At 60.7% G+C, this 24027-nt stretch carries 16 protein-coding genes, 2 rRNA genes and 1 pseudogene (1 of these 19 cut by a window edge); 17 read left to right on the forward strand and 2 right to left on the reverse strand.

Going from position 1 to position 24027, the window contains the following annotated elements; genetic code table 11:
• Both NVV94_RS07340 and rrf read left to right on the forward strand, forming a co-directional pair.
• Positions 1-1685 (forward strand): 23S ribosomal RNA (locus NVV94_RS07340); it begins 1207 nt to the left of the window's first position.
• Between the two features lie 145 nt (positions 1686-1830).
• Positions 1831-1946 (forward strand): 5S ribosomal RNA (gene rrf, locus NVV94_RS07345).
• Positions 1947-2049: 103 nt separating this feature from the next.
• Here the strand turns inward: rrf and NVV94_RS07350 are convergent.
• A pseudogene (locus NVV94_RS07350) lies at positions 2050-2466 on the reverse strand (xylose isomerase); the annotation flags it as partial.
• A 472-nt stretch (positions 2467-2938) separates the two neighbouring features.
• On the opposite strand from NVV94_RS07350, the gene NVV94_RS07360 reads away from it, so the two are divergent.
• From NVV94_RS07360 to NVV94_RS07390, 7 genes are all read left to right on the forward strand, one after another.
• The gene (locus NVV94_RS07360; protein WP_258446550.1) at positions 2939-3919 is read left to right on the forward strand and encodes a quinone oxidoreductase; all 981 of its coding nucleotides are present in this window, start codon (positions 2939-2941) and stop codon (positions 3917-3919) included.
• 14 nt (positions 3920-3933) lie between these two features.
• Complete coding sequence (locus NVV94_RS07365) at positions 3934-4782, forward strand: TauD/TfdA family dioxygenase (RefSeq protein WP_258446551.1); 849 nt, start codon at positions 3934-3936, stop codon at positions 4780-4782.
• 92 nt (positions 4783-4874) lie between these two features.
• A complete protein-coding gene (locus tag NVV94_RS07370) occupies positions 4875-5927 on the forward strand; it encodes a 3-keto-5-aminohexanoate cleavage protein (RefSeq protein ID WP_258446552.1) in 1053 nt (350 codons plus the stop codon).
• A 102-nt stretch (positions 5928-6029) separates the two neighbouring features.
• Complete coding sequence (locus NVV94_RS07375; protein ID WP_258446553.1) at positions 6030-7361, forward strand: MFS transporter; 1332 nt, start codon at positions 6030-6032, stop codon at positions 7359-7361.
• Positions 7358-8023, forward strand: coding sequence for a DsbA family oxidoreductase (locus tag NVV94_RS07380; protein WP_258446554.1), 666 nt, complete (start codon positions 7358-7360; stop codon positions 8021-8023). The genes NVV94_RS07375 and NVV94_RS07380 overlap by 4 nt, the downstream gene beginning before the upstream one ends.
• Positions 8020-8346 (forward strand): Rieske 2Fe-2S domain-containing protein, encoded by a 327-nt coding sequence (locus NVV94_RS07385; RefSeq protein WP_258446555.1) that lies wholly within the window; start codon positions 8020-8022, stop codon positions 8344-8346. Before NVV94_RS07380 ends, NVV94_RS07385 begins: the two co-directional genes overlap by 4 nt.
• Entirely contained in the window at positions 8343-9353 is a 1011-nt protein-coding gene (locus NVV94_RS07390) for a YeiH family protein (protein WP_258446556.1), read from the forward strand. The genes NVV94_RS07385 and NVV94_RS07390 overlap by 4 nt, the downstream gene beginning before the upstream one ends.
• 457 nt (positions 9354-9810) lie before the next feature.
• On the opposite strand, the gene NVV94_RS07395 is transcribed toward NVV94_RS07390, so the two are convergent.
• Positions 9811-10833 carry an AraC family transcriptional regulator gene (locus NVV94_RS07395; protein WP_258446557.1) on the reverse strand — a complete coding sequence of 341 codons (1023 nt, stop codon included), beginning with the start codon at positions 10831-10833 and terminating at the stop codon, positions 9811-9813.
• A 244-nt stretch (positions 10834-11077) separates the two neighbouring features.
• Between NVV94_RS07395 and NVV94_RS07400 the strand changes: the two genes are divergently transcribed.
• The 8 genes from NVV94_RS07400 to NVV94_RS07435 all read left to right on the forward strand — a co-directional run bounded on the left by NVV94_RS07400 (position 11078) and on the right by NVV94_RS07435 (position 24000).
• A complete protein-coding gene (locus NVV94_RS07400; protein ID WP_258446558.1) occupies positions 11078-11644 on the forward strand; it encodes an alpha/beta hydrolase in 567 nt (188 codons plus the stop codon).
• A gap of 126 nt (positions 11645-11770) precedes the next feature.
• On the forward strand, positions 11771-13783 hold the full coding sequence (locus tag NVV94_RS07405; protein ID WP_258446559.1) for a DUF1302 domain-containing protein: 2013 nt from the start codon (positions 11771-11773) through the stop codon (positions 13781-13783).
• A 40-nt stretch (positions 13784-13823) separates the two neighbouring features.
• Positions 13824-15182, forward strand: a complete 1359-nt coding sequence (locus tag NVV94_RS07410) for a DUF1329 domain-containing protein (RefSeq protein ID WP_258446560.1) — start codon at positions 13824-13826, stop codon at positions 15180-15182.
• A 126-nt stretch (positions 15183-15308) separates the two neighbouring features.
• The gene (locus NVV94_RS07415) at positions 15309-16382 is read left to right on the forward strand and encodes a YCF48-related protein (RefSeq protein WP_258446561.1); all 1074 of its coding nucleotides are present in this window, start codon (positions 15309-15311) and stop codon (positions 16380-16382) included.
• A 31-nt stretch (positions 16383-16413) separates the two neighbouring features.
• Entirely contained in the window at positions 16414-18873 is a 2460-nt protein-coding gene (locus tag NVV94_RS07420; RefSeq protein WP_258446562.1) for an RND family transporter, read from the forward strand.
• Between the two features lie 93 nt (positions 18874-18966).
• The gene (locus tag NVV94_RS07425) at positions 18967-20745 is read left to right on the forward strand and encodes an acyl-CoA dehydrogenase C-terminal domain-containing protein (protein ID WP_258446563.1); all 1779 of its coding nucleotides are present in this window, start codon (positions 18967-18969) and stop codon (positions 20743-20745) included.
• 51 nt (positions 20746-20796) lie between these two features.
• Positions 20797-22443 (forward strand): fatty acid--CoA ligase, encoded by a 1647-nt coding sequence (locus NVV94_RS07430; protein WP_258446564.1) that lies wholly within the window; start codon positions 20797-20799, stop codon positions 22441-22443.
• Positions 22444-22677: 234 nt separating this feature from the next.
• Positions 22678-24000 carry a DUF1329 domain-containing protein gene (locus NVV94_RS07435; protein ID WP_258446565.1) on the forward strand — a complete coding sequence of 441 codons (1323 nt, stop codon included), beginning with the start codon at positions 22678-22680 and terminating at the stop codon, positions 23998-24000.
• Positions 24001-24027: the final 27 nt, after the last annotated feature.

The raw sequence follows: 24027 nt of genomic DNA on the forward strand, positions 1-24027 counted from the left end.
AGTTGAGAAGCTGGCTGGAGGTATCAGAAGTGCGAATGCTGACATGAGTAACGACAATGGGTGTGAAAAACACCCACGCCGAAAGACCAAGGTTTCCTGCGCAACGTTAATCGACGCAGGGTTAGTCGGTCCCTAAGGCGAGGCTGAAAAGCGTAGTCGATGGAAAACAGGTTAATATTCCTGTACTTCTGGTTATTGCGATGGAGGGACGGAGAAGGCTAGGCCAGCTTGGCGTTGGTTGTCCAAGTTTAAGGTGGTAGGCTGGACTCTTAGGTAAATCCGGGGGTTCAAGGCCGAGAGCTGATGACGAGTGCTCATTAGAGCGCGAAGTGGTTGATGCCATGCTTCCAAGAAAAGCTTCTAAGCTTCAGGTAACCAGGAACCGTACCCCAAACCGACACAGGTGGTTGGGTAGAGAATACCAAGGCGCTTGAGAGAACTCGGGTGAAGGAACTAGGCAAAATGGCACCGTAACTTCGGGAGAAGGTGCGCCGGTGAGGGTGAAGCATTTACTGCGTAAGCTCATGCCGGTCGAAGATACCAGGCCGCTGCGACTGTTTATTAAAAACACAGCACTCTGCAAACACGAAAGTGGACGTATAGGGTGTGACGCCTGCCCGGTGCCGGAAGGTTAATTGATGGGGTTAGCTAACGCGAAGCTCTTGATCGAAGCCCCGGTAAACGGCGGCCGTAACTATAACGGTCCTAAGGTAGCGAAATTCCTTGTCGGGTAAGTTCCGACCTGCACGAATGGCGTAACGATGGCGGCGCTGTCTCCACCCGAGACTCAGTGAAATTGAAATCGCTGTGAAGATGCAGTGTATCCGCGGCTAGACGGAAAGACCCCGTGAACCTTTACTATAGCTTTGCACTGGACTTTGAATTTGCTTGTGTAGGATAGGTGGGAGGCTTTGAAGCGTGGACGCCAGTTCGCGTGGAGCCATCCTTGAAATACCACCCTGGCAACTTTGAGGTTCTAACTCAGGTCCGTTATCCGGATCGAGGACAGTGTATGGTGGGTAGTTTGACTGGGGCGGTCTCCTCCTAAAGAGTAACGGAGGAGTACGAAGGTGCGCTCAGACCGGTCGGAAATCGGTCGTAGAGTATAAAGGCAAAAGCGCGCTTGACTGCGAGACAGACACGTCGAGCAGGTACGAAAGTAGGTCTTAGTGATCCGGTGGTTCTGTATGGAAGGGCCATCGCTCAACGGATAAAAGGTACTCCGGGGATAACAGGCTGATACCGCCCAAGAGTTCATATCGACGGCGGTGTTTGGCACCTCGATGTCGGCTCATCACATCCTGGGGCTGAAGCCGGTCCCAAGGGTATGGCTGTTCGCCATTTAAAGTGGTACGCGAGCTGGGTTTAGAACGTCGTGAGACAGTTCGGTCCCTATCTGCCGTGGACGTTTGAGATTTGAGAGGGGCTGCTCCTAGTACGAGAGGACCGGAGTGGACGAACCTCTGGTGTTCCGGTTGTCACGCCAGTGGCATTGCCGGGTAGCTATGTTCGGAATAGATAACCGCTGAAAGCATCTAAGCGGGAAACTAGCCTCAAGATGAGATCTCACTGGAGCCTCGAGCTCCCTGAAGGGCCGTCGAAGACTACGACGTTGATAGGTTGGGTGTGTAAGCGCTGTGAGGCGTTGAGCTAACCAATACTAATTGCCCGTGAGGCTTGACCATATAACACCCAAGCAATTTGCTGCTCCTGTAAAGAGCAGGGCCAAATTGCGGTAGTGAAGACGAAACGAACCGAAAGTTTGCGACGCACAAATCATCACATACCCGATTCGCCAAGACGTCGAAAGACGGCCTGGCACCAGAATTTCTTGACGACCATAGAGCATTGGAACCACCTGATCCCATCCCGAACTCAGCAGTGAAACGATGCATCGCCGATGGTAGTGTGGGGTTTCCCCATGTGAGAGTAGGTCATCGTCAAGATTAAATTCCGAAACCCCATCTGCGTAAGCAGATGGGGTTTTGTTTTTGCCCCGCAAAAACTCCAGGCGACACCGACGCTGTAGATACCGTTTTGCCCCTTACCGGGCAAGTCATCCTCGGCGCTGCCCTGCAGCACACCGTAATGGCCGAAACCGTTTTGCTCGGGGACGATGCGAACGCCTTTCAGATGGACCTGGCAGATATTCGGAGCCAGCGCCTGCAGTGCCGGTAGTGGCTGTTCTTCGTGTTGCTCGAAGTCGAAGTACAGATCGTGCAGGTCGGCCTGTTGGGCCAGGTAATGCAGGTCGGACTCGATAAGGTCCATGACCCGCGAGAGGTGACCTTCATAGCGTGAATAGACACGGATGTTGCGGGTGCCTATCGCCCTGGCAATGGCGATTACCTGGTCGACATCCTCTTTGCGCGTGCTGCTGATCTCCAGATGAACATCGAGGCCCAGCGCCAAGGCTTTGCGGGAAAAGTCCTGGAGTTGCTGCGAAGTCATGTTGCCAAGGCTGTTCTATCCGAGACAACGCCTGTTCTTTGCACAAGGTGCGTGTCGAGGGAAGGCGAGTGCCTCCCAGCAACCGGCCCGCGAGAATTTGCTGACGGATTTGCAGATAGAGCCGGCGATACAGTGGAACCGAACGGGTGCGATCCAGCTCGATGCCTGTCAGCAGCCTGCCGTCGGAGAGCTTCACTCTGTTTTTTACCTCGATGGTTTTGGCTTGCCCGGGTACTTGCCCGGCGCATTATGTAGCGTCTGTTGCGCAGAGGAAAATTTGATCCGCTGAGCCGCAGTCATTGTCGGTTCCAGCATCGCGGTGCATGGCAGCCCCAGGCTCAGGCGTTCTCAACGGCACCGGGCTTGTCACGAAATGAAAAGCCGTTGTCGTCTGATGAGAAGCGTCCCGTCAGCCTGCGTCATACAGTCAGTCCAATCAGAACAAAACGGCGCACTACGCCAAAATCGCAGATTGGAGAAAACAGGCATGGCCAAAGCCGTACGCTTCTACGAAACCGGTGGTCCCGAAGTCCTTCGCTATGAAGACGTCGAGGTTGGCGATCCCGGCCCGGGTCAGGTTCGTCTTCGTCATGTGGCTGTCGGCCTGAACTATGCCGACACCTACTTTCGCAATGGCACCTACCCGATCCCGCTCGCCAACGGCATGGGGGTCGAGGCATCCGGCGTGGTGCAGGCAGTGGGCGAAGGCGTGACCCATGTGGGGGTCGGCGACCGCGTCACTTACACCGGCTTTCTCAACACCCTGGGTGCCTACAGCACCGAGCGTCTGATCTCGGCCGCGCCCCTGATCAAACTGCCGGAAACCATCGGTTTCGAGACCGCAGCGGCCATGACCATGCGCGGCCTGACGTCATCGTACCTGATGCGCCGCATTTACAATTTCAAGGCCGGCGACAGCATTCTGCTGCACGCCGCCGCGGGTGGTGTCGGTCTGATCGTCTCGCAATGGGCCAAGCTCCTTGGGCTGACAGTCATCGGCACCGTGTCCACCGAAGCCAAGGGCGAAATCGCCCGGGCCCATGGCTGCGACCACGTCATCAACTACAGCCACGAAGACGTCGCCCAGCGCGTTCGCGACCTGACTGACGGCGTTGGCGTCAATGTGGTGTTCGACAGCGTCGGCAAGAACACTTTCATGGGGTCTCTGGATTCGCTCAAGCGCCGCGGTCTGATGGTCTGCGTAGGGACTGCCTCCGGTCCGATCCCGGCCTTCGACCCGGTGCTGCTGGCGATGAAGGGATCGCTGTTCCTGACCCGCCCAGCCCTGGCCGACTATATCGCCGAACCGGCAGAGAAGGCTGCCCTGGCCGGCGAGTTGTTCGACCATGTCGGCAGCGGCCGGATCAAGATCGAGATCAACCAGCACTACGCATTGCAGGACGCGGTGCAGGCCCATCGTGACCTGGAGTCGCGCAAGACCACGGGCTCGTCGATTTTCGTCATTTAAGGAAGCCACCTGCCATGAAAGTCGAACAATTGGCCAGCAACATCGGCGCGGAACTGGTCGGCGTCAACCTCGCCGACGCCCTCCATGACGACGGCCTTTTCGCCGAGATACGGGCCCAGTTGCTCAAGCATCGAGTGGTGTTCCTGCGCGACCAGGACATCAGCCGCGCCGAGCACGTGGCCTTCGCCCGCCGCTTCGGCGAGCTGGAGGATCACCCGGTGGCCGGCAGTGATCCGGAGCACCCGGGCCTGGTGCGCATCTACAAGAACCCGGACCAGCCGATGGACCGCTACGAGAACGCCTGGCACACCGATGCCACCTGGCGCGAAGCTCCGCCCATGGGCTGTGTACTGCGTTGCGTGGAGTGCCCGCCGGTGGGGGGCGACACCATGTGGGCGAACATGGCGGTGGCCTACGAGCGTCTACCCGATGACGTGAAGGTGAAGATCGCCGAACTGCGCGCCCGCCACAGCATCGAGGCGAGCTTTGGCGCGGCCATGCCGATCGACAAGCGCCTCGCGCTCAAGGCCCAGTATCCGGACGCCGAGCACCCGGTGGTGCGCACCCACCCGGAAACCGGCGAGAAGGTGCTGTTCGTCAATGCCTTCACCACCCACATCAGTAACTACCATACCCCCGATCGCGTGCGCTTCGGCCAGGACGCCAACCCGGGCGCGGCCGACCTGCTGCGCTACCTGATCAGCCAGGCATACATCCCCGAGTATCAAGTGCGCTGGCGCTGGAAGCCCAACAGCATCGCCATCTGGGACAACCGCAGCACCCAGCACTACGCCGTAATGGATTACCCGCCTTGCCATCGCAAGATGGAGCGCGCCGGCATCATGGGCGACAAGACTTACTGAAAACCGCTACTGAACAGCCCCAGCTGCACGCATACATCCGCCCGTTCCGGCAAACCCCGCCGGGCGGACAATCATAATAAAAGGAGTAATTCATGCAATTTTTCGACGATTCCCTGCACCCCGAAAACATGGAGAAGGTGGTCATTACCGTCGCTCCGTACGGCCCGGAGTGGATGCCGGAAGACTTCCCCGAAGACATTCCACTGACCATGGACGAGCAGGTGCAGAAAGCGGTCGATTGCTTTGATGCCGGTGCCACCGTATTGCACCTGCACGTGCGTGAACTGGACGGCAAGGGCTCCAAGCGCCTGTCCAAGTTCAACGAACTGATTGCCGGGGTGCGTGAAGCCGTGCCGGACATGATCATCCAGGTCGGTGGTTCGATTTCCTTCGCACCCGAAAGCGATGGCGAAGCGGCCAAGTGGTTGAGCGACGACACCCGCCACATGCTGGCTGAGCTGACGCCCAAGCCAGACCAGGTCACCGTGGCCATCAACACCACCCAAATGAACATCATGGAGTTGCTCTATCCGGAATATCTGGAAGGCACTTCCCTGGCCAACCCGGCCTATCAGGCCGCCTACAGCGAAATGACCGTGCCGGCCGGCCCGGCCTGGGTCGAAGAGCACTTGCGTCGCCTGATGGCGGCGGGCGTGCAGCCGCATTTCCAACTGACCGGCATGCATGCGATGGAAACCCTCGAGCGCCTGGTGCGCAAGGGCGTCTACATGGGCCCGCTGAACCTGACCTGGATCGGCATCGGTGGTGGTTTCGATGGCCCCAATCCGTTCAACTTCTTCAATTTCATCCACCGCGCACCGGACGGTTGCACCGTGACGGCCGAATCGCTGTTGAAGAACGTGTTGCCGTTCAACACCATGGCACTGGCCATGGGCATGCACCCACGGGTGGGTATCGAAGACACGATCATCGACCAGAAAGGCAAGCGCTTCACCTCCGTGCAACAGATCGAGCAGACCGTGCGCGTCGCCCATGAACTGGGTCGCGAAATCGCCACCGGCAAGGAAGCGCGCGAGATCTACCGCATCGGCGTTCAGTATCAAAGCATCGAAGAAACGCTGCTGGCCAACGGCATGGCGCCGAACCGCAAGGCCGGTCAGAAAGGCGTGCCCCAGCGCGGTTGATCGGAAGTGGGGCGGGGGGCTGACGGCTTCTCGCCCCGCTCATGGGAACAAGCTCGACTAGCCTTATAACAATAAATAGCAGTAAAGCTCCGAGGAGGCAGCATGGCCTTTCACCCCAGCACAGCAGACGATGATGAGCATACCTCTGTCGGTATTGCGCGCCGTTACGCCTGGATCGTCTTCGCGCTGACTTTCGGCCTGTTGATTTCCGACTACATGTCGCGTCAGGTGTTGAACGCCGTGTTCCCGATGCTCAAGAGCGAGTGGGTGTTGAGCGACGGCCAACTTGGCCTGCTCAGCGGCATTGTCGCCTTGATGGTCGGTCTACTGACGATTCCCCTGTCGCTGATGGCCGATCGCTTCGGTCGGGTCAAAAGCCTGGCGCTGATGGCGCTGCTGTGGAGCCTGGCCACCCTTGGCTGCGCCCTGGCGCAGGACTACCAGCAGATGTTTATCGCCCGTTTCCTGGTCGGCGTCGGCGAGGCCGCGTACGGCAGCGTCGGCATCGCGGTGGTGATCTCCGTGTTTCCCAAGCACATGCGTGCAACGCTCGCCAGTGCCTTCATGGCCGGCGGCATGTTCGGGTCGGTATTGGGCATGGCCCTGGGCGGTGCGATTGCCGCGAAGCTCGGCTGGCGCTGGTCGTTCGCCGGTATGGCGCTGTTCGGCCTGCTGCTGGCGGTGCTTTATCCGATTATCGTCAAGGAGGCACGCATCGCCCCGCAGCGTGCTGCAAAGGTGGCGAACAAGGCCGCAGCAGCGGTCAAGCGACCGTTGCGCACGTTGTTTTCCAGCCGTTCGGTGATCGCGACCTATGTCGGCAGCGGCTTGCAGCTGTTCGTCGGCGGCACCGTGATTGTGTGGATGCCCAGTTACCTGAATCGCTACTACGAAATGGGTACCGACAAGGCCGGTGGCGTAGCGGCGATCATTGTGCTGTGCAGCGGTGCGGGGATGATTCTCTGTGGCATGCTCAGCGACCGTCTGTGTCGCCAATCGCCAGAGCGCAAGGTCGCCCTGGCCATCGCTTACTGCCTGGGCAGCTGCCTGCTGCTGTCGCTGGCGTTCGCCCTGTCGGCCGGGCCCGCGCAACTGGCGTTGATCTGCCTGGGGATGCTGATTGCCGCAGGCACCACCGGCCCTGCCGGGGCCATGGTTGCCAACTTGACGCACTACTCGGTCCACGGCACTGCCTTCGCCACGCTGACGCTGGCCAACAACATGCTGGGCCTGGCCCCGGGGCCGTTCATCACCGGCCGGGTATCTGATGCCATCGGCCTGCACGCAGCCTTCCAGCTGGTGCCCCTGGTCAGCATCGCGGCGGCGGCGGTGTTCTTCTATGCCAGGCACCATTACCACAACGATATTGCTCGCCTGAAGGGTGAGTGCGTCAATGACACGGCCAGCGGAGCGGCGTTCGAGGTGAAATCGTGAGTCGTAGTTTGCGTATCGATGTGTTCTTCGACTTCATCTGTCCCTGGTGCCTGATCGGCAAGCGCCAACTGGAGCGCGCCCTGGCCCAGTTGCGCGCCCGGCAGCCGGATGTCGAGGTTGAACTGGCGTGGCAGGGTGTTCAGTTGCTGCCACACCTGCCGGCGCGGGGCGAGCCCTTCGCCGCGTTCTACCTGAATCGACTGGGTAGCGCCGAGGCCGTGCGCCAGCGCCAGGCCCAGGTACAGCAGGCCGCCGCGGCGGTTGGACTGTCCATCGACCTGAGCGCGATTGGCAAGATGCCCAATACCGCCGATGCCCATCGCCTGCTGGAGCGTGCCGCCGCACTTGGCACCCCGGCGCAGCGTGACGACTTGCTCGAGCGCCTGTTCGCCGCCTACTTCCATGACGGCGAGGACCTGGGTTGCAGTACCACCTTGTTGGCCATCGCCGAGTCGTGCGGCTTCGACCGCGCGGCCGTGGCCGACTGCTTGCGGGGTGACGCCAGCCCCTTTGTCGGCAGCACAACACGAGGCGTCAGCAGCGTGCCCTGTTTCCGCTTCAACCGTCACCTGACGATAGCCGGGGCACAGCCTGCCGAAGTGCTGCTCAGTGCGATGTGCGAAGCGCTGCTGCATAGCGAACCCGAGCAGCAGCCGTCATGAGCCCGCGTGTAAAAGTGCCTGCCGACAAAGTCCCGCAGGCCGGGGGCCGCACGCTCTTCGAATTCGATAGCAGGAGCGTGGCGCTGTTCAACGTAGATGGGGCGCTCTATGCCATCGACGACAGCTGCCCGCATCAGGGCGCCTCGCTCTGCGGCGGGCGCCTCGATGGACGGGTGATTCAGTGCTGTGCCCATGGCCTGCGCTTCGACCTGTCCAGTGGCTACCTGCTCAACTCGACCAAGCTCAAGGTCGCCAACTACCCGGTCGAGGTCGTCGACGGCCAGGCATTCATCGTTATCGCCCCAGAGGAGTCCGCGCCATGAGCGCCATTGCTCTCACCAGCATCCATAGCCGAGCGCGCGAACTGGCGCCCGGTTTTATCGTCAGCCTGATCGTCGCGGCGGCGGCGACCTTCCTCTCCGAACACTATGGTGCACCGGTCATGTTGTTCGCCCTGCTGCTTGGCATGGCGCTGAACTTTCTCTCCGGCGACAGCAGTTGCAAGGCTGGCATCGAGTTCACCGCGCGTACCGTGTTGCGTATCGGGGTAGCCCTGCTGGGCATGCGCATCACCCTTGAACAGATCGCCGCGCTCGGCTGGAAGCCGTTGGCCCTGGTGGTGATCCTGGTGGTGGTGACGATTGGCATCTCGGTGGTAGCGGCCAAGGCCCTGGGCTTCCAGCGCCTGTTCGGTATGCTCACTGGCGGGGCCACCGCGATCTGCGGTGCATCGGCCGCGTTGGCACTGGCGGCGGCGCTGCCCAACCACCCGCAGAAAGAGCGCGCCACGCTGTTCACCGTGATCGGCGTGTCGGCGCTGTCTACTGCGGCGATGATCGTATACCCCATGATTGCCAACTGGTTCGAGCTGTCGCCGCAAGTCGCCGGGGTGTTCCTTGGCGCGACCATCCATGATGTCGCCCAGGTGGTCGGTGCCGGTTACAGCATGTCGACCGAGACAGGCGATACGGCCACGGTGGTCAAGTTGATGCGCGTCGCCATGCTGCTGCCGGTGATCCTCTGTGCCGCCATGATCACCCGCATGCAAGGCGCCGACCCGACCGGCAAACGGCCGCCGCTGCTGCCCTGGTTCGCCGTCGGCTTCCTGGTTCTGGCCTGCGTCAACAGTACCGGCTGGGTGGCACCGGCGGTACAGGGCTCGATCAACGAACTGTCGCGCTGGAGCCTGGTGGTTTCCATCAGTGCACTGGGCATGAAGACCCAGCTCAAGGAGCTCGCTGCGGTCGGCATCAAGCCGATCCTGCTGATGGTGGGGGAAACGGTATTCCTCGTCGCCCTGGTGCTGCTGTTGTTGCACTGGGGGCTGTAAACCCTGGCAGCCAAAAGCTGCACAATCTTGCGCTAGCACAGCCGCACTACGTTGACTCCATGGCGTAGTGGGGCGCTCGACCGGGGCCACAAGCGACGGTTCCTTTGCGGGCGGCTGTGACGGCAGCTGCCCGTTTTTTTATGGGCGTTGCAAATTTCTGTAGCCGCTGCCGCAGGCTGCGCTGGAGTCCCGCAGGGGCTCCTTGACGGTCTTGAGATCTTGCGCCTGCTTCGCAGGCGAGCGCAGCCTGGCGGCAGCGGCTACGCCGACCGTAGTACGCCGAACTCTTGTAGCCGCTGCCGCAGGCTGCGCTGGAGTCTCGCAGGGGCTCCCCGGCGGTCTTGAGATTTTGTGCCCGCTAACGCGCGCGAGCGTCGCGGCGGCGCATCGAGCCTTCAGCAGCGGCTACATAGACCAGCAGCGCCAGACTCCGGAATTCTGTGAAGAGCCTTTTTGTTCAGCTGTCGCTCTTAAGCGTGTGTGTTTTTTGCGCACTGCGCCAAGAGGCAGGCGGCATCCCAAACTGGCTGATGAACCAGCGTGTAAAGGAACTCGCCATGGAATAGCCCAGCATATCGGCAATACGCCCCAACGAATAACCCGGGTTCTCCAGGTAGCGCAGCACCAGATCGCGGCGAACTTCGTTTATCAGGTCATTGAAGGTGCAGTCGTCCTCTTTCAAGCGACGCTGCAGGGTGCGCACGTTCATGCCCTGGGTCTGGGCGATCTGCTCGATGGTGGCGCGTCCCATCGGCAACAGCAGGTAGATGGCTTTGCGTACTTCAAACAGGATCGACGGCCCTTCGCTGCTCTCCAGCGAGTCGAGGTAGCGTTGGGCGTAGCGTGCCATCCCTGGGTCGGCATGGGGGTTGGCCATGTCCAGGTTGGCGTCGGGGCAGACAATGCCATTGAATTCGCTGCCGAACTCCAGCTTGCACCCAAACAGCCGGCGATGCAGTTGCAGGTTATCGGGGGGCTGGTGGGTGAAGTTGACGCTGTAGGGGTGCCAGTGCGTACCGAGCAGGGCGGCGCACAGGCGGAACATCACGCCGATGGCCAGCTCATTGGCTTGCCTGCAGGGCATTGGCGACTCGGTGACCACTTCCTCGCGGATGATCACCATCCTGCCTGCTTCCTCGATAAAGATTGCCAATGAATCGTTCATCAGGTGGCGGTAATGCACCAACACCTGCAGCGCGTCGCGCAGCGTCCGTTGGTGGGTGAGCAGCAGGCTGACGACACCGAAGTCCGAGAGCTGACGCGACTCGGCCATGCTCAGGCCAAAGAACTGGCAACCACTGGCAGAGGCCGAGTTTTCCAGCAGGCGCACCGCTGCGTCGATGGGAATACGGTGCTCGGGGGTTTGCAACAGGGCTTTGCTCAGGCCGACATCGGCCAGCAGGGCTTGTGAGTTCAATCCCAGGTACTGGGCCACTTCAAGGTAGTTGGTCAAGACGGCGGCGCGAACGAGCTTTGTCATGGCGTTTCCTGGAGTGGTTCCGGTGGAAATGAGCGTGGCTGACTATATCCAGCAAGTCATGAAATGAAAAGTTTCTGGTTCCACTGTTTGGTATCGGATCAGGGCAATTTGCAGGGTGTCATCAAAAGAAAAGCGGCTGACGTCAAATGAAAAGCGCACGGGATGGGGGCTCTTTAATGTCGGTACTACAAAAAGCTTCTGGCGCATCAGCCAGTCGAGTCATCGAGAAGGCGAAGGTGTTCAAGTGGACAAACTACAAACTGCCGCAACCGTTCTGATCGTACCGGGTTTGCGCGAGCATGTTGCCGAGCATTGGCAAACGCTGCTTGAGGCCAGATTGAGCAAAGTGCACAGCGTGCCGCCGCTTGAGACCGACAAGCTCGACTGCGCCGCCCGGGTCCGGGCCATCGAGCACGAACTCGCGCAGATCGAAGGGTCGGTGATTCTGGTAGCACACAGCGCCGGTGTGCTGATGGTGGCGCACTGGGCTGCCAGGCACAGCCGCCCGATCAAGGGCGCTCTGCTGGCCGCGCCGCCCGACCTCGATGCCAGCTGGCCGCAAGGTTATCCGACCCCTGAAACCCTGCGTGCCAATGGTTGGGATCCTCTGCCCAAAGGCGCGCTGCCTTTTCGCAGCATAGTCGCCGGCAGCAGCAACGATCATCTGGCCAGCCTGGAGTCCGTCACCCGCATGGCCCGCGGCTGGGACAGCGAATTGGTCAATCTTGGTGAAGTCGGCCACCTCAACCCGGCTTCGGGCTTTGGCCACTGGCCGCAGGCCGAAGCACTCATCCTGGAACTGGATCGCTAGTCAGGTACCTGCCTGGACGCAAGCGTCCGGCAACTACACTAACTGCTGAAAAACGCAGCCCTTTCACCGGGTTTGCGCAAGGACGGCTGCGCTTAAAAACAAGTACAAAAAGGCGGAGACAGCGTAATGCATAACAATAAGAATCATAGCCACACACCCTCGCGCCGCAGTCTGCTGGCGTTGGCCATTCTCGCCGCCTCCATTCCGGCTGCCCATGGTTTCGAATTCGAAACCGGCAACCCTGACTGGTCCGTGCGCCTGGACAACACCGTCAAGTACAACTATGGCGTGCGCACCGAAAGTGCCGACAAACGCATGCTGGGGACGCCGAACAACAACGACGGCGACTACAACTTCCGCAAGTCCGGGACCAATATCACCAACCGTATTGACCTGTTGACCGAGATGGATGTGGTCTACCAAAGCAGCATGGGCTTTCGCGTCAGTGCCGCCAGCTGGTACGACAAGGCGTATGAAAACACCGGTTCCAATTCCAATCCGTTCGTCAACGGCAATGGCGAAACCTCGGGCCTGGTGGCCAACGACCCACGTCTTGCTCCAGTCACCGGGGACAATGTCGGCAATGGCAGCCCCCACCTGAGCAACTACGCCCAGCGCTATTACACCGGCCCCTCCGGCGAGATTCTCGATGCCTTCGTGTTCTACAGCACCGAAGTGGGTGAAGAGTCCCTGTTCAGTGCCAAGGCCGGGCAACACAATGTGTTCTGGGGCGAGACGATTCTGAACCCGGTGCATTCGATCAGCTATGGCCAGTCCGGCCTTGACCTGGCCAAGCTGGCGGCTTCGCCCGGTACCGAGGCCAAGGAACTGTTCGTCCCGCGCAACCAGGTTTCGATGTCCTTCACCGTCAATCCCGAGTTGACCGTGGGTGCCCAGTATTTCCTGGATTGGAATGCCGCCCGCCTGCCTGAGGCCGGTACCTACTATGGCGGTTCCGATCTGCTGGGTTTCGGCGCGCAATCGTTCCTGCTCGGCAACACCAATGCCGTGATCCCTGGAAGCCCGCTGGGTTGTGGCCTGGCGCCATGCAATGCGTTGACCAATGTGCGTCGTGGCCATGATCTGAAACCGGACAAGCACGGTGACTGGGGCGTGATGGCCAAGTGGTCGCCGCAGTGGCTGGACGGAACCCTGGGTGTCTACTACCGCAAGACCTCGGACATCCTGCCGCAGGCCTGGCTGAACGGCACTGGCTTGAGTTCGGCCAATCCCAACGGTACGCCGCCAGCGGGCATGGGGCCGGCGGTGGTCAACACGCTGAACTCGCTGAGCACCGCCACGTATCAATTGGCCTATGGCGACGACATTGACGTCTTTGGCTTGAGCCTGTCCAAGGATATCGCCGGCATCAGCGTCGGCAGTGACTTGAACATCCGTCACAACATGCCGCTGGCCAGTATCCCGGCCGTGCTCAGTTCCACCTCACCGTTGAGTCTGGGTAACGGTCTGGACCTGTTGCCTCCTCGTACGGCTGCCACCGGTATCGTCTACGACACCCCGGAAAAAGGCGACAGCATGAGCGCCACCGGCGAGACGCTGCACTGGACGATCAACGGCCTGATGACCATTCCCAAGACGCCGCTGTTCGACTCGGCCGTGCTGCTCACCGAGCTGTATTACAGCAACCTGCTCAAGCTCGATAGCAAGAACGAGGCGCTCTACAAGGGCAAGAGCAGCTACCGCGGCATCGATGCACCGACCCGGGACAACTGGGGCATCGCGGTCAACTTCACGCCGACCTGGTACCAGGTGTTCCCGGGTGTGGACATGAGCATGCCGATGTCCGTCAACGTGGGGCTGGACGGCGTTTCACCCGTGTCCGGCGGTGGCGCGGAAGATACCGGCAACTATGCGGTCGGCATCGGCGCTGCGGTTTACAACAAATACTTTGTCGACCTCAAGTACGTGGACGCCTTCGGCAAGGCGGACAAGTGCGATGTCAGCGGTGTTGGTGGCGGCGCTGCAAATTCTGGAAGTGGCGATGGCTCCACGCCGAACGCCTTCAGCGGTAATGAAAACTATGCGTGCTACGCCGGTGGCTATTCAGCCTTCTCGGGCGGCGGTGCGACCACCGAAGACCGTGGCGCCCTGTACCTGACGCTGAAAACCACCTTTTGATTCACCCATTGCTTAGCAATTAAGCAGGAGAAAAACAAAAATGAAATTCACGCAAACTCTGCTGGCCGCTTCCCTGGCCATGATCGTTGCCGCTCAAGCACAGGCAGCCGTACCGGCGCAGGATGCGGCCAAACTGGGCAGCAGCCTGACCCTGGTGGGCGCCGAAAAGGCCGCTAACGCCGATGGTTCCATTCCCGCCTATGCCGGCGGCCTGACCACGGCCCCGGCAAGCTTCAAGGCCGGCGACAGCATGCGCCCGGACCCTTTTGCCGGCGAAAAACCGCTGTTGGTGATCAATGGCAAGAACGTCGATCAGTACAAGGGCATGCTCACTGCCACCACGGTGGAGCTGGCCAAGCGCTTCGAAAGCTTTCGTGTCGACGTCTACCCGACCCATCGCACCGTCGCACTGCCGCAGGCGGTGCTGGACAACAGCCTGAAGAATGCCAACGGCGCCAAGTCCCTTGAAGGCGGGTTGGCCATCGACAACGTACTGCCCGGCGTGCCGTTTCCGATCCCGCAATCGGGCAGCGAGGCGATGTGGAACTTCCTGCTGCGCTACCAGGGGGTCAACATCAACTCCAAGTACGATTCCTGGAACGTCGACTCGGCCGGCGTGCCGAGCCTGGCAACTACGGGGCAAGCGTTCATCACCTACCCGATCTACGAGAACCTGTCGCAGCCGATCAGCAGCGCTGACGTGTACTACCAGATGAAGCTGTACTACACCGGCCCCGCGCGCCGCGCCGGTGAGGCGATCATGCTCAAGGACGCTGCCAACCCGCTGGAGCAGCCGCGCCGCGCCTGGCAGTACCTGCCTGGCCAGCGTCGGGTCAAGCTGGCACCCAATCTGGCTTATGACACGCCTAACCCCGGTACCGCAGGTGCGGGCACTTACGACGATGTTTTCGTGTTCAACGGCGCACTGGATCGCTACGACTGGAAACTGGTCGGCAAGCAGGAAATGATCGTGCCCTACAACACCTACAAGCTGACCTACGCCCAGGATCCCAAGGCCCTGACCACCCCCAACCATCTTGCACCCGACTTCGTACGCTGGGAGAAACACCGCATCTGGGTCGTAGAGGGCAACCTCAAGGCCGGCGCACGGCACGTCTACCAGAAGCGCCGCTTCTACCTGGATGAAGACAGCTGGGCTGCTCTGGCCTCCGACCAATACGACGCACGTGGCCAGCTCTACCGTGGCTCGTTCGCCTTCCTCAGCCAGAGCTATGACAAGCAGGTTCCGGATTCCACGCCCTTCATGATCTACGACCTGATCGGCGGCTCCTACAACATCAACGGCGTGGTAGGCCCTTACGGTGGCATCCGCTACATCGAGTCGCTGTCCAAGGCGCAGTGGTCGCCGGAGTCCCTGGCGGGCGCCGGCATTCGCTAAGCACAATGTGACAAGGCGCCTGCTCGGTCCATTGTCGGTGTGGTGGCCGAGGGTCCAGGGTGCCTGATTTCAACGCCGGGTCGCACGCTGTGTGCCCCCGGCGCAGTTTCCTCAAGAGGACGCCGTATGTGTTCGTTCAAGAAGTGCGTGCAGCTGGCGTTGGGCGCCACGCTGGCACTGTTGCAGGGAATCGCTCAGGCGGCCAGCTACGTTGACGTGCTCGACCTGCCGGCCAGGCCCAGTGCCTTGGCGGTACACAGCCCCTTGCTGGACACCGCCCGTGCGGGAGAGCGTCTGGTCGCCGTCGGCCAGCGTGGGCACATTCTTTATACCGATGATGCCGGCAAGCACTGGCAGCAGGCCGGCGTACCGGTCAGCGCCGACCTCAATGCCGTGTATTTTCCTTCAGCTATGCAAGGTTGGGCGGTCGGCAACGATGGCGTGGTGCTGCACAGCAGTGATGCCGGCGCGACCTGGAGCAAACAGCTCGATGGCCGTGAGATCGGTGCCTTGCTGGTCAAGCATTACGATGCGCTGGCCAGTGCCGAGCCTGCCAGCGAACAATGGGTCCAGCTTGCCTCCGAAGGCCAGCGGCTGATCGAGGATGGCGCCGACAAGCCGCTGCTCGACGTCTGGTTCGCCAATGACAAAATCGGCTACGTGGTCGGTGTGTTCAACCTGATCCTGCGTACCGAAGACGGCGGCCAGCACTGGACGCCCTTTCAGGACCGTACCGATAACCCGCAGGGTTTTCACCTAAACGCCATCGCCTCCACTGGTGATGCGCTCTACATCGCCGGAGAACAAGGCCTGCTGCTCAAGTGGGATGACGCCCACCAGCGCTTCATGGCCCTCCAGACACACTATCAGGGCAGCTTTTTCGGTGTTGTTGGCAAGCTTGGCGAAGTACTGGCGTACGGCCTGCGCGGCCATGTGTTTCGCAGCACTGATGGCGGCTCCAGCTGGAACCCGCTGGATACAGGCCTGCAGGTCAACATCACCGCCGCCACGGTGGGCGCCGACGGCCGCTACCGGCTTTTCACCCAGGCCGGGCACATGCTGGTCAGCCAGGCGCAGGGTGCGCGACTGCAGCTGGTGGCGCAGCAAAACCAGTCACCGGTAGCCGGCGCCATCATGGCCGGCGATGGTTCGCTGGTACTGGTTGGCAGTCGTGGTGCACGTGCGCTTTCCCAAGAATAAGAACCAGATAAATTAGAGCGAGTACTCTGACATGGGCAATATTCAGCAAGACACCATGCCGGTGATTTGCGACTTGCACGACTTCGATCGAAGCTCCGGTAACCTGCTGGAACGGTGGGTGTTCAACTACCGTCCGCTGTTCATACTGCTCATGGCACTGATCACCCTGGTGCTGGGCTACATGATGGTGACTCGCCTGGAGTTGCGCCCCAGCTTCGAGAAGATGATTCCGCAAAGCCAGCCGTATATTCAGAATTTCCTGGAGAACCGCAAGTCGTTGCGCGGCCTGGGCAGCTCGGTACGGGTGGTGGTCGAGAACACTCAGGGCGATATCTTCGACCCCGAGTATCTGGGCGTGCTCAAGCAAGTCAACGACGAGCTGTTCCTCACCGAAGGCGTCGACCGCGCCTGGATGAAGTCGCTGTGGAGCCCGGCGGTACGCTGGACCGAAGCCACCGAGGAGGGTTTCCAGGGCGGCCCGGTCATGCCCGATACCTACCAGGGGTCGCCCGAAGACATCGAACAGCTGCGCCAGAACATCAACCGCGCCGGCATTGTCGGTAGCCTGGTCGCCAGCGACTTCAAATCGACCATGTTGATCGTGCCGTTGCTGGACAAGGCTTCGGCCACCGGTCAGGGCATCAACTACCATCAGTTCTCTCGGGCTCTCGAAGAGCAGTTGCGCGACAAGATCGAGTTCGCCGGTGACAGCGCGGCGCGCAAGGCCGGGGAGGAGGGCGAGGGCAAGTACAAGGTCCGCGTGATCGGTTTCGCCAAATTGATGGGCGACCTGATCGACGGCCTGATCCAGGTGATGATGTTCTTCGGCCTGGCCGTGATCACTTCGCTGGTCATCATTTACCTGTACACCCGTTGCATCCGCAGCACCCTGTTGGTGATCTTCTGCTCGCTGACGGCGGTGGTCTGGCAACTGGGCATCGTTGCCTGGCTGGGTTACGCCATCGATCCCTACTCGGTGCTGGTGCCGTTCCTGATCTTCGCCATCGGCGTGTCCCATGCGGCACAGAAGATGAACGGGATCATGCAGGACATCGCCCGCGGCACCCACAAGCTGATTGCCGCACGCTACACCTTCCGCCGCCTGTTCATCGCCGGTGTCACCGCGCTGCTGGCTGACGCGGTCGGCTTCGCGGTACTGATGCTGATCGACATTCCGGTGATCCAGGACCTGGCCATTACCGCCAGTATCGGCGTGGCCGTGCTGATCTTCACCTCCCTGCTGCTGATGCCGGTGGCACTGTCCTATATCGGTGTCGGCCGCAAGGCCGCCGCGCGTGCATTGAAAATCGACACCCGGGCCGCCGAGCATCGCGGCTTCGGCAAGCTGTGGGATTTTCTCGACCGATTCACTACCCGCAAGTGGGCCCTGGGCATTGTGCTGGGGGCATTGGTGATGGGCATCGCCGGCTTCGTGGTCAGCCTGCAGCTGAAAATCGGCGACCTTGACAGCGGCGCCCCGGAGCTGCGCGCCGACTCGCGCTACAACCGCGACAACGCCTACATCACCAGTCATTACGCGCTGTCCAGCGACCTGTTCGCCGTGATGATCAAGACCCCGCCCGAAGGCTGCCTGAACTATCAGACGCTGATCCTGGCCGACCGCCTGGCCTGGGAGCTGCAGCAGTACCCGGGCGTGCAAGCGACCTCATCGCTGGTCAACGCGGTACGCCAGATCACCGCCGGCTCCTTCGAGGGCAACCCCAAGCTCAACAGCATCCAGCGCAACCAGAATGTACTGAACTATGCCGCGCAACAGGCCTCGGTCAATGCGCCGGAGTTGTTCAATACCGACTGTTCGGTGATGCCGGTGATCGCCTTCCTCAAGGATCACAAGGCCGAAACGCTGGACGCCGTGGTGGCGATCGCCGACAAGTTTGCCAGGGAAAACAGCACCGAGGATCGCCAGTTCCTGCTGGCCGCCGGCACCGCCGGCATTGAGGCGGCGACCAACATCGTGGTGCGCGAGGCCAATCGCACCATGCTGCTGTACGTCTACCTGGCGGTGACGCTGTTCTGCCTGATCACCTTCCGCAGCTGGCGCGCGACGCTGGTGGCGCTGCTGCCGCTGGTGCTCACCTCGATCCTCTGCGAGGCGCTGATGGTGGTCATGGGCATCGGCGTGAAAGTCGCGACCCTGCCGGTCATCGCTCTGGGTGTGGGGATTGGCGTTGATTACGCGCTGTACCTGCTCAGCGTGCAGTTGCACTACCAGCGCCGCGGCATGTCGCTGTCGGAGGCCTATCGCAATGCGGTGGCGTTTACCGGCCGGGTGGTCGGCCTGGTCGGCATCACCCTGGCTGCCGGTGTGGTGTGCTGGGCCTGGTCGCCGATCAAGTTCCAGGCCGACATGGGCATCCTGCTGACCTTCATGTTCGTCTGGAACATGATCGGTGCGCTGATCCTGATTCCGGCCCTGTCCTGGTTCCTGCTGCAAAGGACCGGCACGCAGCCGATCGAGGCCCACTCATAACCTCTCTGGAATTTATTGCGCACACCCGAGCGCGTGACACTTCTATTGATCAGGGCATGTGCGATGCCCTCAATTTGACTGAGTATTGGAATCATGTCTGATTACAAAGCCCCCCTGCGTGACATTCGCTTCGTACTGAACGAGGTCTTTGAAGTATCGAAGTTGTGGGCCGAGCTGCCGGCCATGGCCGATGTAGTCGACGAAGACACCGCCAATGCCGTGCTCGAGGAAGCGGGCAAGGTTGCCACTGGCCTCATCGCACCGCTCAATCGCAGTGGCGACGAACAGGGTTGTTCCTGGAGCGACGGCGTGGTGACCACGCCGGAAGGTTTCCCGGCAGCCTATCGTGCCTTTGCCGAAGGTGGCTGGGTCGGCGTGGGCGGTGACCCGGCGTATGGCGGAATGGGCATGCCCAAGGTGATCGGCGCCCAGGTCGAGGAAATGGTCAACGCGGCCAATCTCTCCTTCGGCCTGTATCCGATGCTGACCGCCGGTGCCTGCCTGGCGATCAAGGCCCACGCCAGCGACGAGTTGAAGGCCGCCTACCTGCCGAATATGTATGCCGGCGTCTGGACCGGTTCCATGTGCCTGACCGAGCCGCACTCCGGTACTGACCTGGGCATCATCCGCACTCGCGCCGAACCGCAGGCCGATGGCTCCTGTAAAGTCAGCGGCACCAAGATCTTCATCACTGGTGGCGAGCACGACCTGACCGAAAACATCATCCACCTGGTGCTGGCCAAGCTGCCCGACGCACCGGCCGGGCCGAAAGGCATTTCGCTGTTCCTGGTGCCGAAGTTCCTGGTCAATGCCGACGGCAGCCTGGGTGAGCGCAACCCGGCCAACTGCGGTTCGATCGAACACAAGATGGGCATCCTGGCGTCGTCCACCTGCGTGATGAACTTCGATGAGGCGGTCGGCTATCTGGTCGGCGAACCGAACAAGGGCCTGGCGGCCATGTTCACCATGATGAACTACGAGCGCCTGGGTGTCGGCATCCAGGGCCTGGCGTGCGGCGAGCGTTCCTACCAGAACGCCATCGAGTACGCCCGCGATCGCCTGCAAAGCCGTTCGCCGACCGGCCCGCAAGCCAAGGACAAGGTCGCCGACCCGATCATCGTGCACCCGGATGTGCGCCGCATGTTGCTGACCATGAAAGCCTGCAACGAAGGCAGTCGTGCGTTTTCGACCTACGTGGCCATGCAGCTCGATACGGCCAAGTTCAGCGAAGACCCGGCCGCGCGCAAACGCGCCGAGGAGCTGGTGGCGCTGCTGACGCCGGTGGCCAAGGCCTTCCTCACCGACCTGGGCCTGGAAGCCACCGTGCACGGTCAGCAGGTGTTCGGTGGCCATGGCTATATTCGCGAGTGGGGTCAGGAGCAACTGGTGCGTGACGTGCGCATCACCCAGATCTACGAGGGCACCAACGGCATTCAGGCGCTGGACCTGATCGGGCGCAAGGTGGTGGGCACCGGTGGTGCGTTCTACCAGTTGTTCGCCGACGAAATCCGCCACTTCACGGCCACCGCCGACGCCAGCCTCGCCGAGTTCGTCAAACCGTTGAACGCGGCCCTGGACAACCTTGATGAGTTGACCGCCTGGGTACTGGATCGCGCCAAAACCAACCCACATGAAATTGGCGCCGCTTCGGTGGAATACCTGCAGGTATTCGGTTACACAGCCTATGCCTACATGTGGGCGTTGATGGCCAAGGCCGCCATGGGCAAGGAAGCGCAGGACGAGTTCTACGCCAGCAAAATGGGCACCGCACGCTTCTACTTTGCGCGCCTGTTGCCACGTGTCCATTCATTGGCAGCATCGGTCAAGGCCGGTAGCGAATCGCTTTACCTGCTCAATGCCGATCAGTTCTGACCCCGTGAGCTGGAGAGTGATCTCCAATTAACAGAATTAGGAAGACCCACCGTGGTGACAACAAAAATAATCGCGCCCGCGCAAGGCGCATATGCCTACCCATTGTTGATCAAAAGCCTGTTGCTCTCGGGCGCGCGCTACGCACCGGAGCAGGAAATCGTCTACGCGGACAAGCTGCGTTACAGCTACCGGACGCTCAATGAGCGAATCAAGCAATTGGCCAACGCGCTGACGAACGCCGGCGTAAAGGCAGGGGACACGGTGGCGCTACTGGATTGGGACAGCCACCGCTATCTGGAGTGCTTCTTTGCCGTGCCAATGATCGGTGCGGTGTTGCACACGGTCAATATTCGCCTTTCCCCGGAGCAGGTGCTGTACACCATGAACCACGCCGAGGATGACCTGGTGTTGGTGCATGATGATTTCCTGCCCTTGATCGAGCAGATTCATGGTGAGCTGACGACCGTCAAGGGCTATATCCAGCTCAGTGATGTCGGCGCGACGCCGACCGAGCTGCCGGTGGTGGGGGAATATGAAAGCCTGCTGGCGCAGGCTGACGGTCACTTCGACTTCCCTGACTTTGACGAGAACTCGGTGGCGACCATTTTTTACACCACCGGTACCACTGGAAACCCCAAGGGCGTGTACTTCACGCACCGCCAGTTGGTGCTGCATACACTCAATGCGGTGGGCACGCTGGGCGTGTACCAGGGCTTGCCGTTGTTACGCTCCGACGACGTGTATATGCCCATCACGCCGATGTTTCATGTGCATGCCTGGGGCGTGCCTTATGTCGCGACGCTGATGGGGATCAAGCAGGTTTACCCGGGGCGGTACGAGCCCAATAGCCTGGTCAGGTTGTACCGCGAAGAAAAGGTCACCTTTTCCCATTGCGTGCCCACGATTCTGCAGATGATCCTGGGTTGTGATGAAGCGGCGCAGACTGACTTCAACGGTTGGAAAATGCTTCTGGGGGGAAGTGCATTGACCCAGGGCATCGCTGCCCAGGCGACGGCAAGCGGTATGCGCGTCCATAGCGGGTACGGGATGTCCGAGACCTGCCCGTTGCTGTGTTTGACCCACTTGCGTGAGTCGGATCTGGAACAACCGGCGCAAGCACAACTGGCTGCTCGCACCAAGACCGGGGTTGCAGTGCCGATGGTCGATTTGCGGATCATCGATGCCAACGGAATCGACGCGCCTCACGATGGCGTGGCGCAGGGTGAGATCGTGGTGCGTGCGCCCTGGTTGACCCAAGGCTACCTGAAGGAGCCCGAGCAAGGCGCGCAGCTCTGGGAGGACGGTTGGATGCACACCGGCGACATCGCCTCGATCGATGCCCTGGGTGTGGTGGAGATCAAGGACCGGATCAAAGACGTCATCAAGACGGGCGGGGAGTGGATCAGCTCGCTGGAATTGGAGAGCCTGATCAGCGAACACCCGGCCGTCGCTTCGGTTGCGGTGGTGGGCATTCCTGACCCGCAGTGGGGTGAACGTCCCGTGGCCCTGGTGGTGTGCGCGCCGGGAGAAGAGGTTGACTCCAAAGTGCTGGAGGCCCATCTGCATCAGTATGTTGAAAGCGGCCGTATCAACAAGTGGGCGATTCCCAGGCAGATCAGATTCGTTGCCGATATCCCCAAAACCAGTGTCGGCAAGATCAACAAGAAGCTGATCCGGGAAAACGAGTTGTCTCGGTAAGCGCTGCAAATCGAGCGTACTGGTCAAAAGGCCCTGTTATCTGGGCGGGGCCTTTTTTCCTGGTCGGGGGAGGGCTATGCCGACTCGGATAGCATCAAAACTGTCATCAATAGCAAAGTAACTGACGTCAAATGAAAAGCGCACCGGATGAGGACTCCTTAATGTCATCACTATAAAAGCTTCTGGCGATTGAGCCAGTCGAATGCTTAGCCCACTAAGCAGGAGAATAACAAAATGAAATTCGTGAAAAGCCTACTGGCTGCTTCGCTGGTCATGGCGCTGGCCATTGATGCTCAGGCGTCCGTGTCGAGTCAGGAAGCAGCCAAACTGGGCGCCAGCCTGACCCTGGTGGGTGCTGAAAAGGCTGGTAATGCCGATGGCTCCATTCCAGCCTATGACGGCGGTTTGACGACCGCTCCGGCCAGCTTCAAGACGGGCGATAGCATGCGGCCGGACCCTTTTGCCGGCGAAAAACCGCTGCTGGTGATCAATGGCAAGAACGTCGACCAGTACAAGGGCATGCTCACTGCCACCACGGTGGAGTTGGCCAAGCGCTACCCAAGCTACCGCATCGACGTGTATCCGACCCACCGCACCGCAGCACTGCCGCAGGCGGTACTGAACAACAGCCGCAGGAATGCCACCGCCGCCAAGTCCCTCGAAGGCGGGTTGGCCATCGACAACGCACTGCCCGGCGTGCTGTTCCCGATCCCGCAATCGGGCGCCGAGGCGATGTGGAACTTCTTGCTGCGCTACCAGGGGGTCAGCATCAATTCCAGGTACGACTCCTGGAACGTCGACTCGGCTGGCGTACCGAGCCTGGTTGTCACCGGCGAGGCGTTCATTTCCTTCCCGATGTACGAAAACTTGTCGAAGCCCATCGATAACTCTGAAATTTACCATCAGATGAAGTTGTCCTACACCGGTCCTGCGCGCCGGGCCGGCGAGTCGATCATGCTTAAAAACGCCGTCAACCCGACGCAGCAGCCGGGTCGAGGCTGGCAGTACCTGCCTGGCCAGCGCCGCGTCAAACTGGTATCGATCCTGGCCTACGATACGCCTAACCCCCATACCGCCCGCGCACTGGATCGTTACGACTGGAAGCTTTTGGGCAAGCAAGAAATGATCGTGCCCTACAACACCTACAAGCTGACCTACGCCCAGGATCCCAAGTCGCTGACCACCCCCAACCACCTCGCACCCGATTTCGTGCGCTGGGAGAAACATCGCGTCTGGGTCGTGGAGGGCAACCTCAAGGCGGGCGCACGGCACATCTACCAGAAACGCCGCTTCTACCTGGATGAAGACAGCTGGGCCGCTCTGGCCTCCGACCAGTACGACGCGCGTGGCCAGCTCTACCGTGGCTCCTTCGCCTTCCTCAGCCAGAGCTATGACAAGCAGGTTCCGGATGCCACACCTTTCATGACTTATGATCTGGCGCTCGGCACTTACAACATCAATGGTGTGGTAGGCCCTCACGGCGGTATCAAGTACATCGAACCGCTGTCGACTGCTCAGTGGTCGCCGGAGTCCATGGCGGGCGCGAGCATTCGCTAAGCACAGTGTGGCAAAGCGCCCGTTCGG

It is taken from the genome of Pseudomonas sp. LS1212, from assembly GCF_024741815.1.
Lineage (GTDB): Bacteria > Pseudomonadota > Gammaproteobacteria > Pseudomonadales > Pseudomonadaceae > Aquipseudomonas.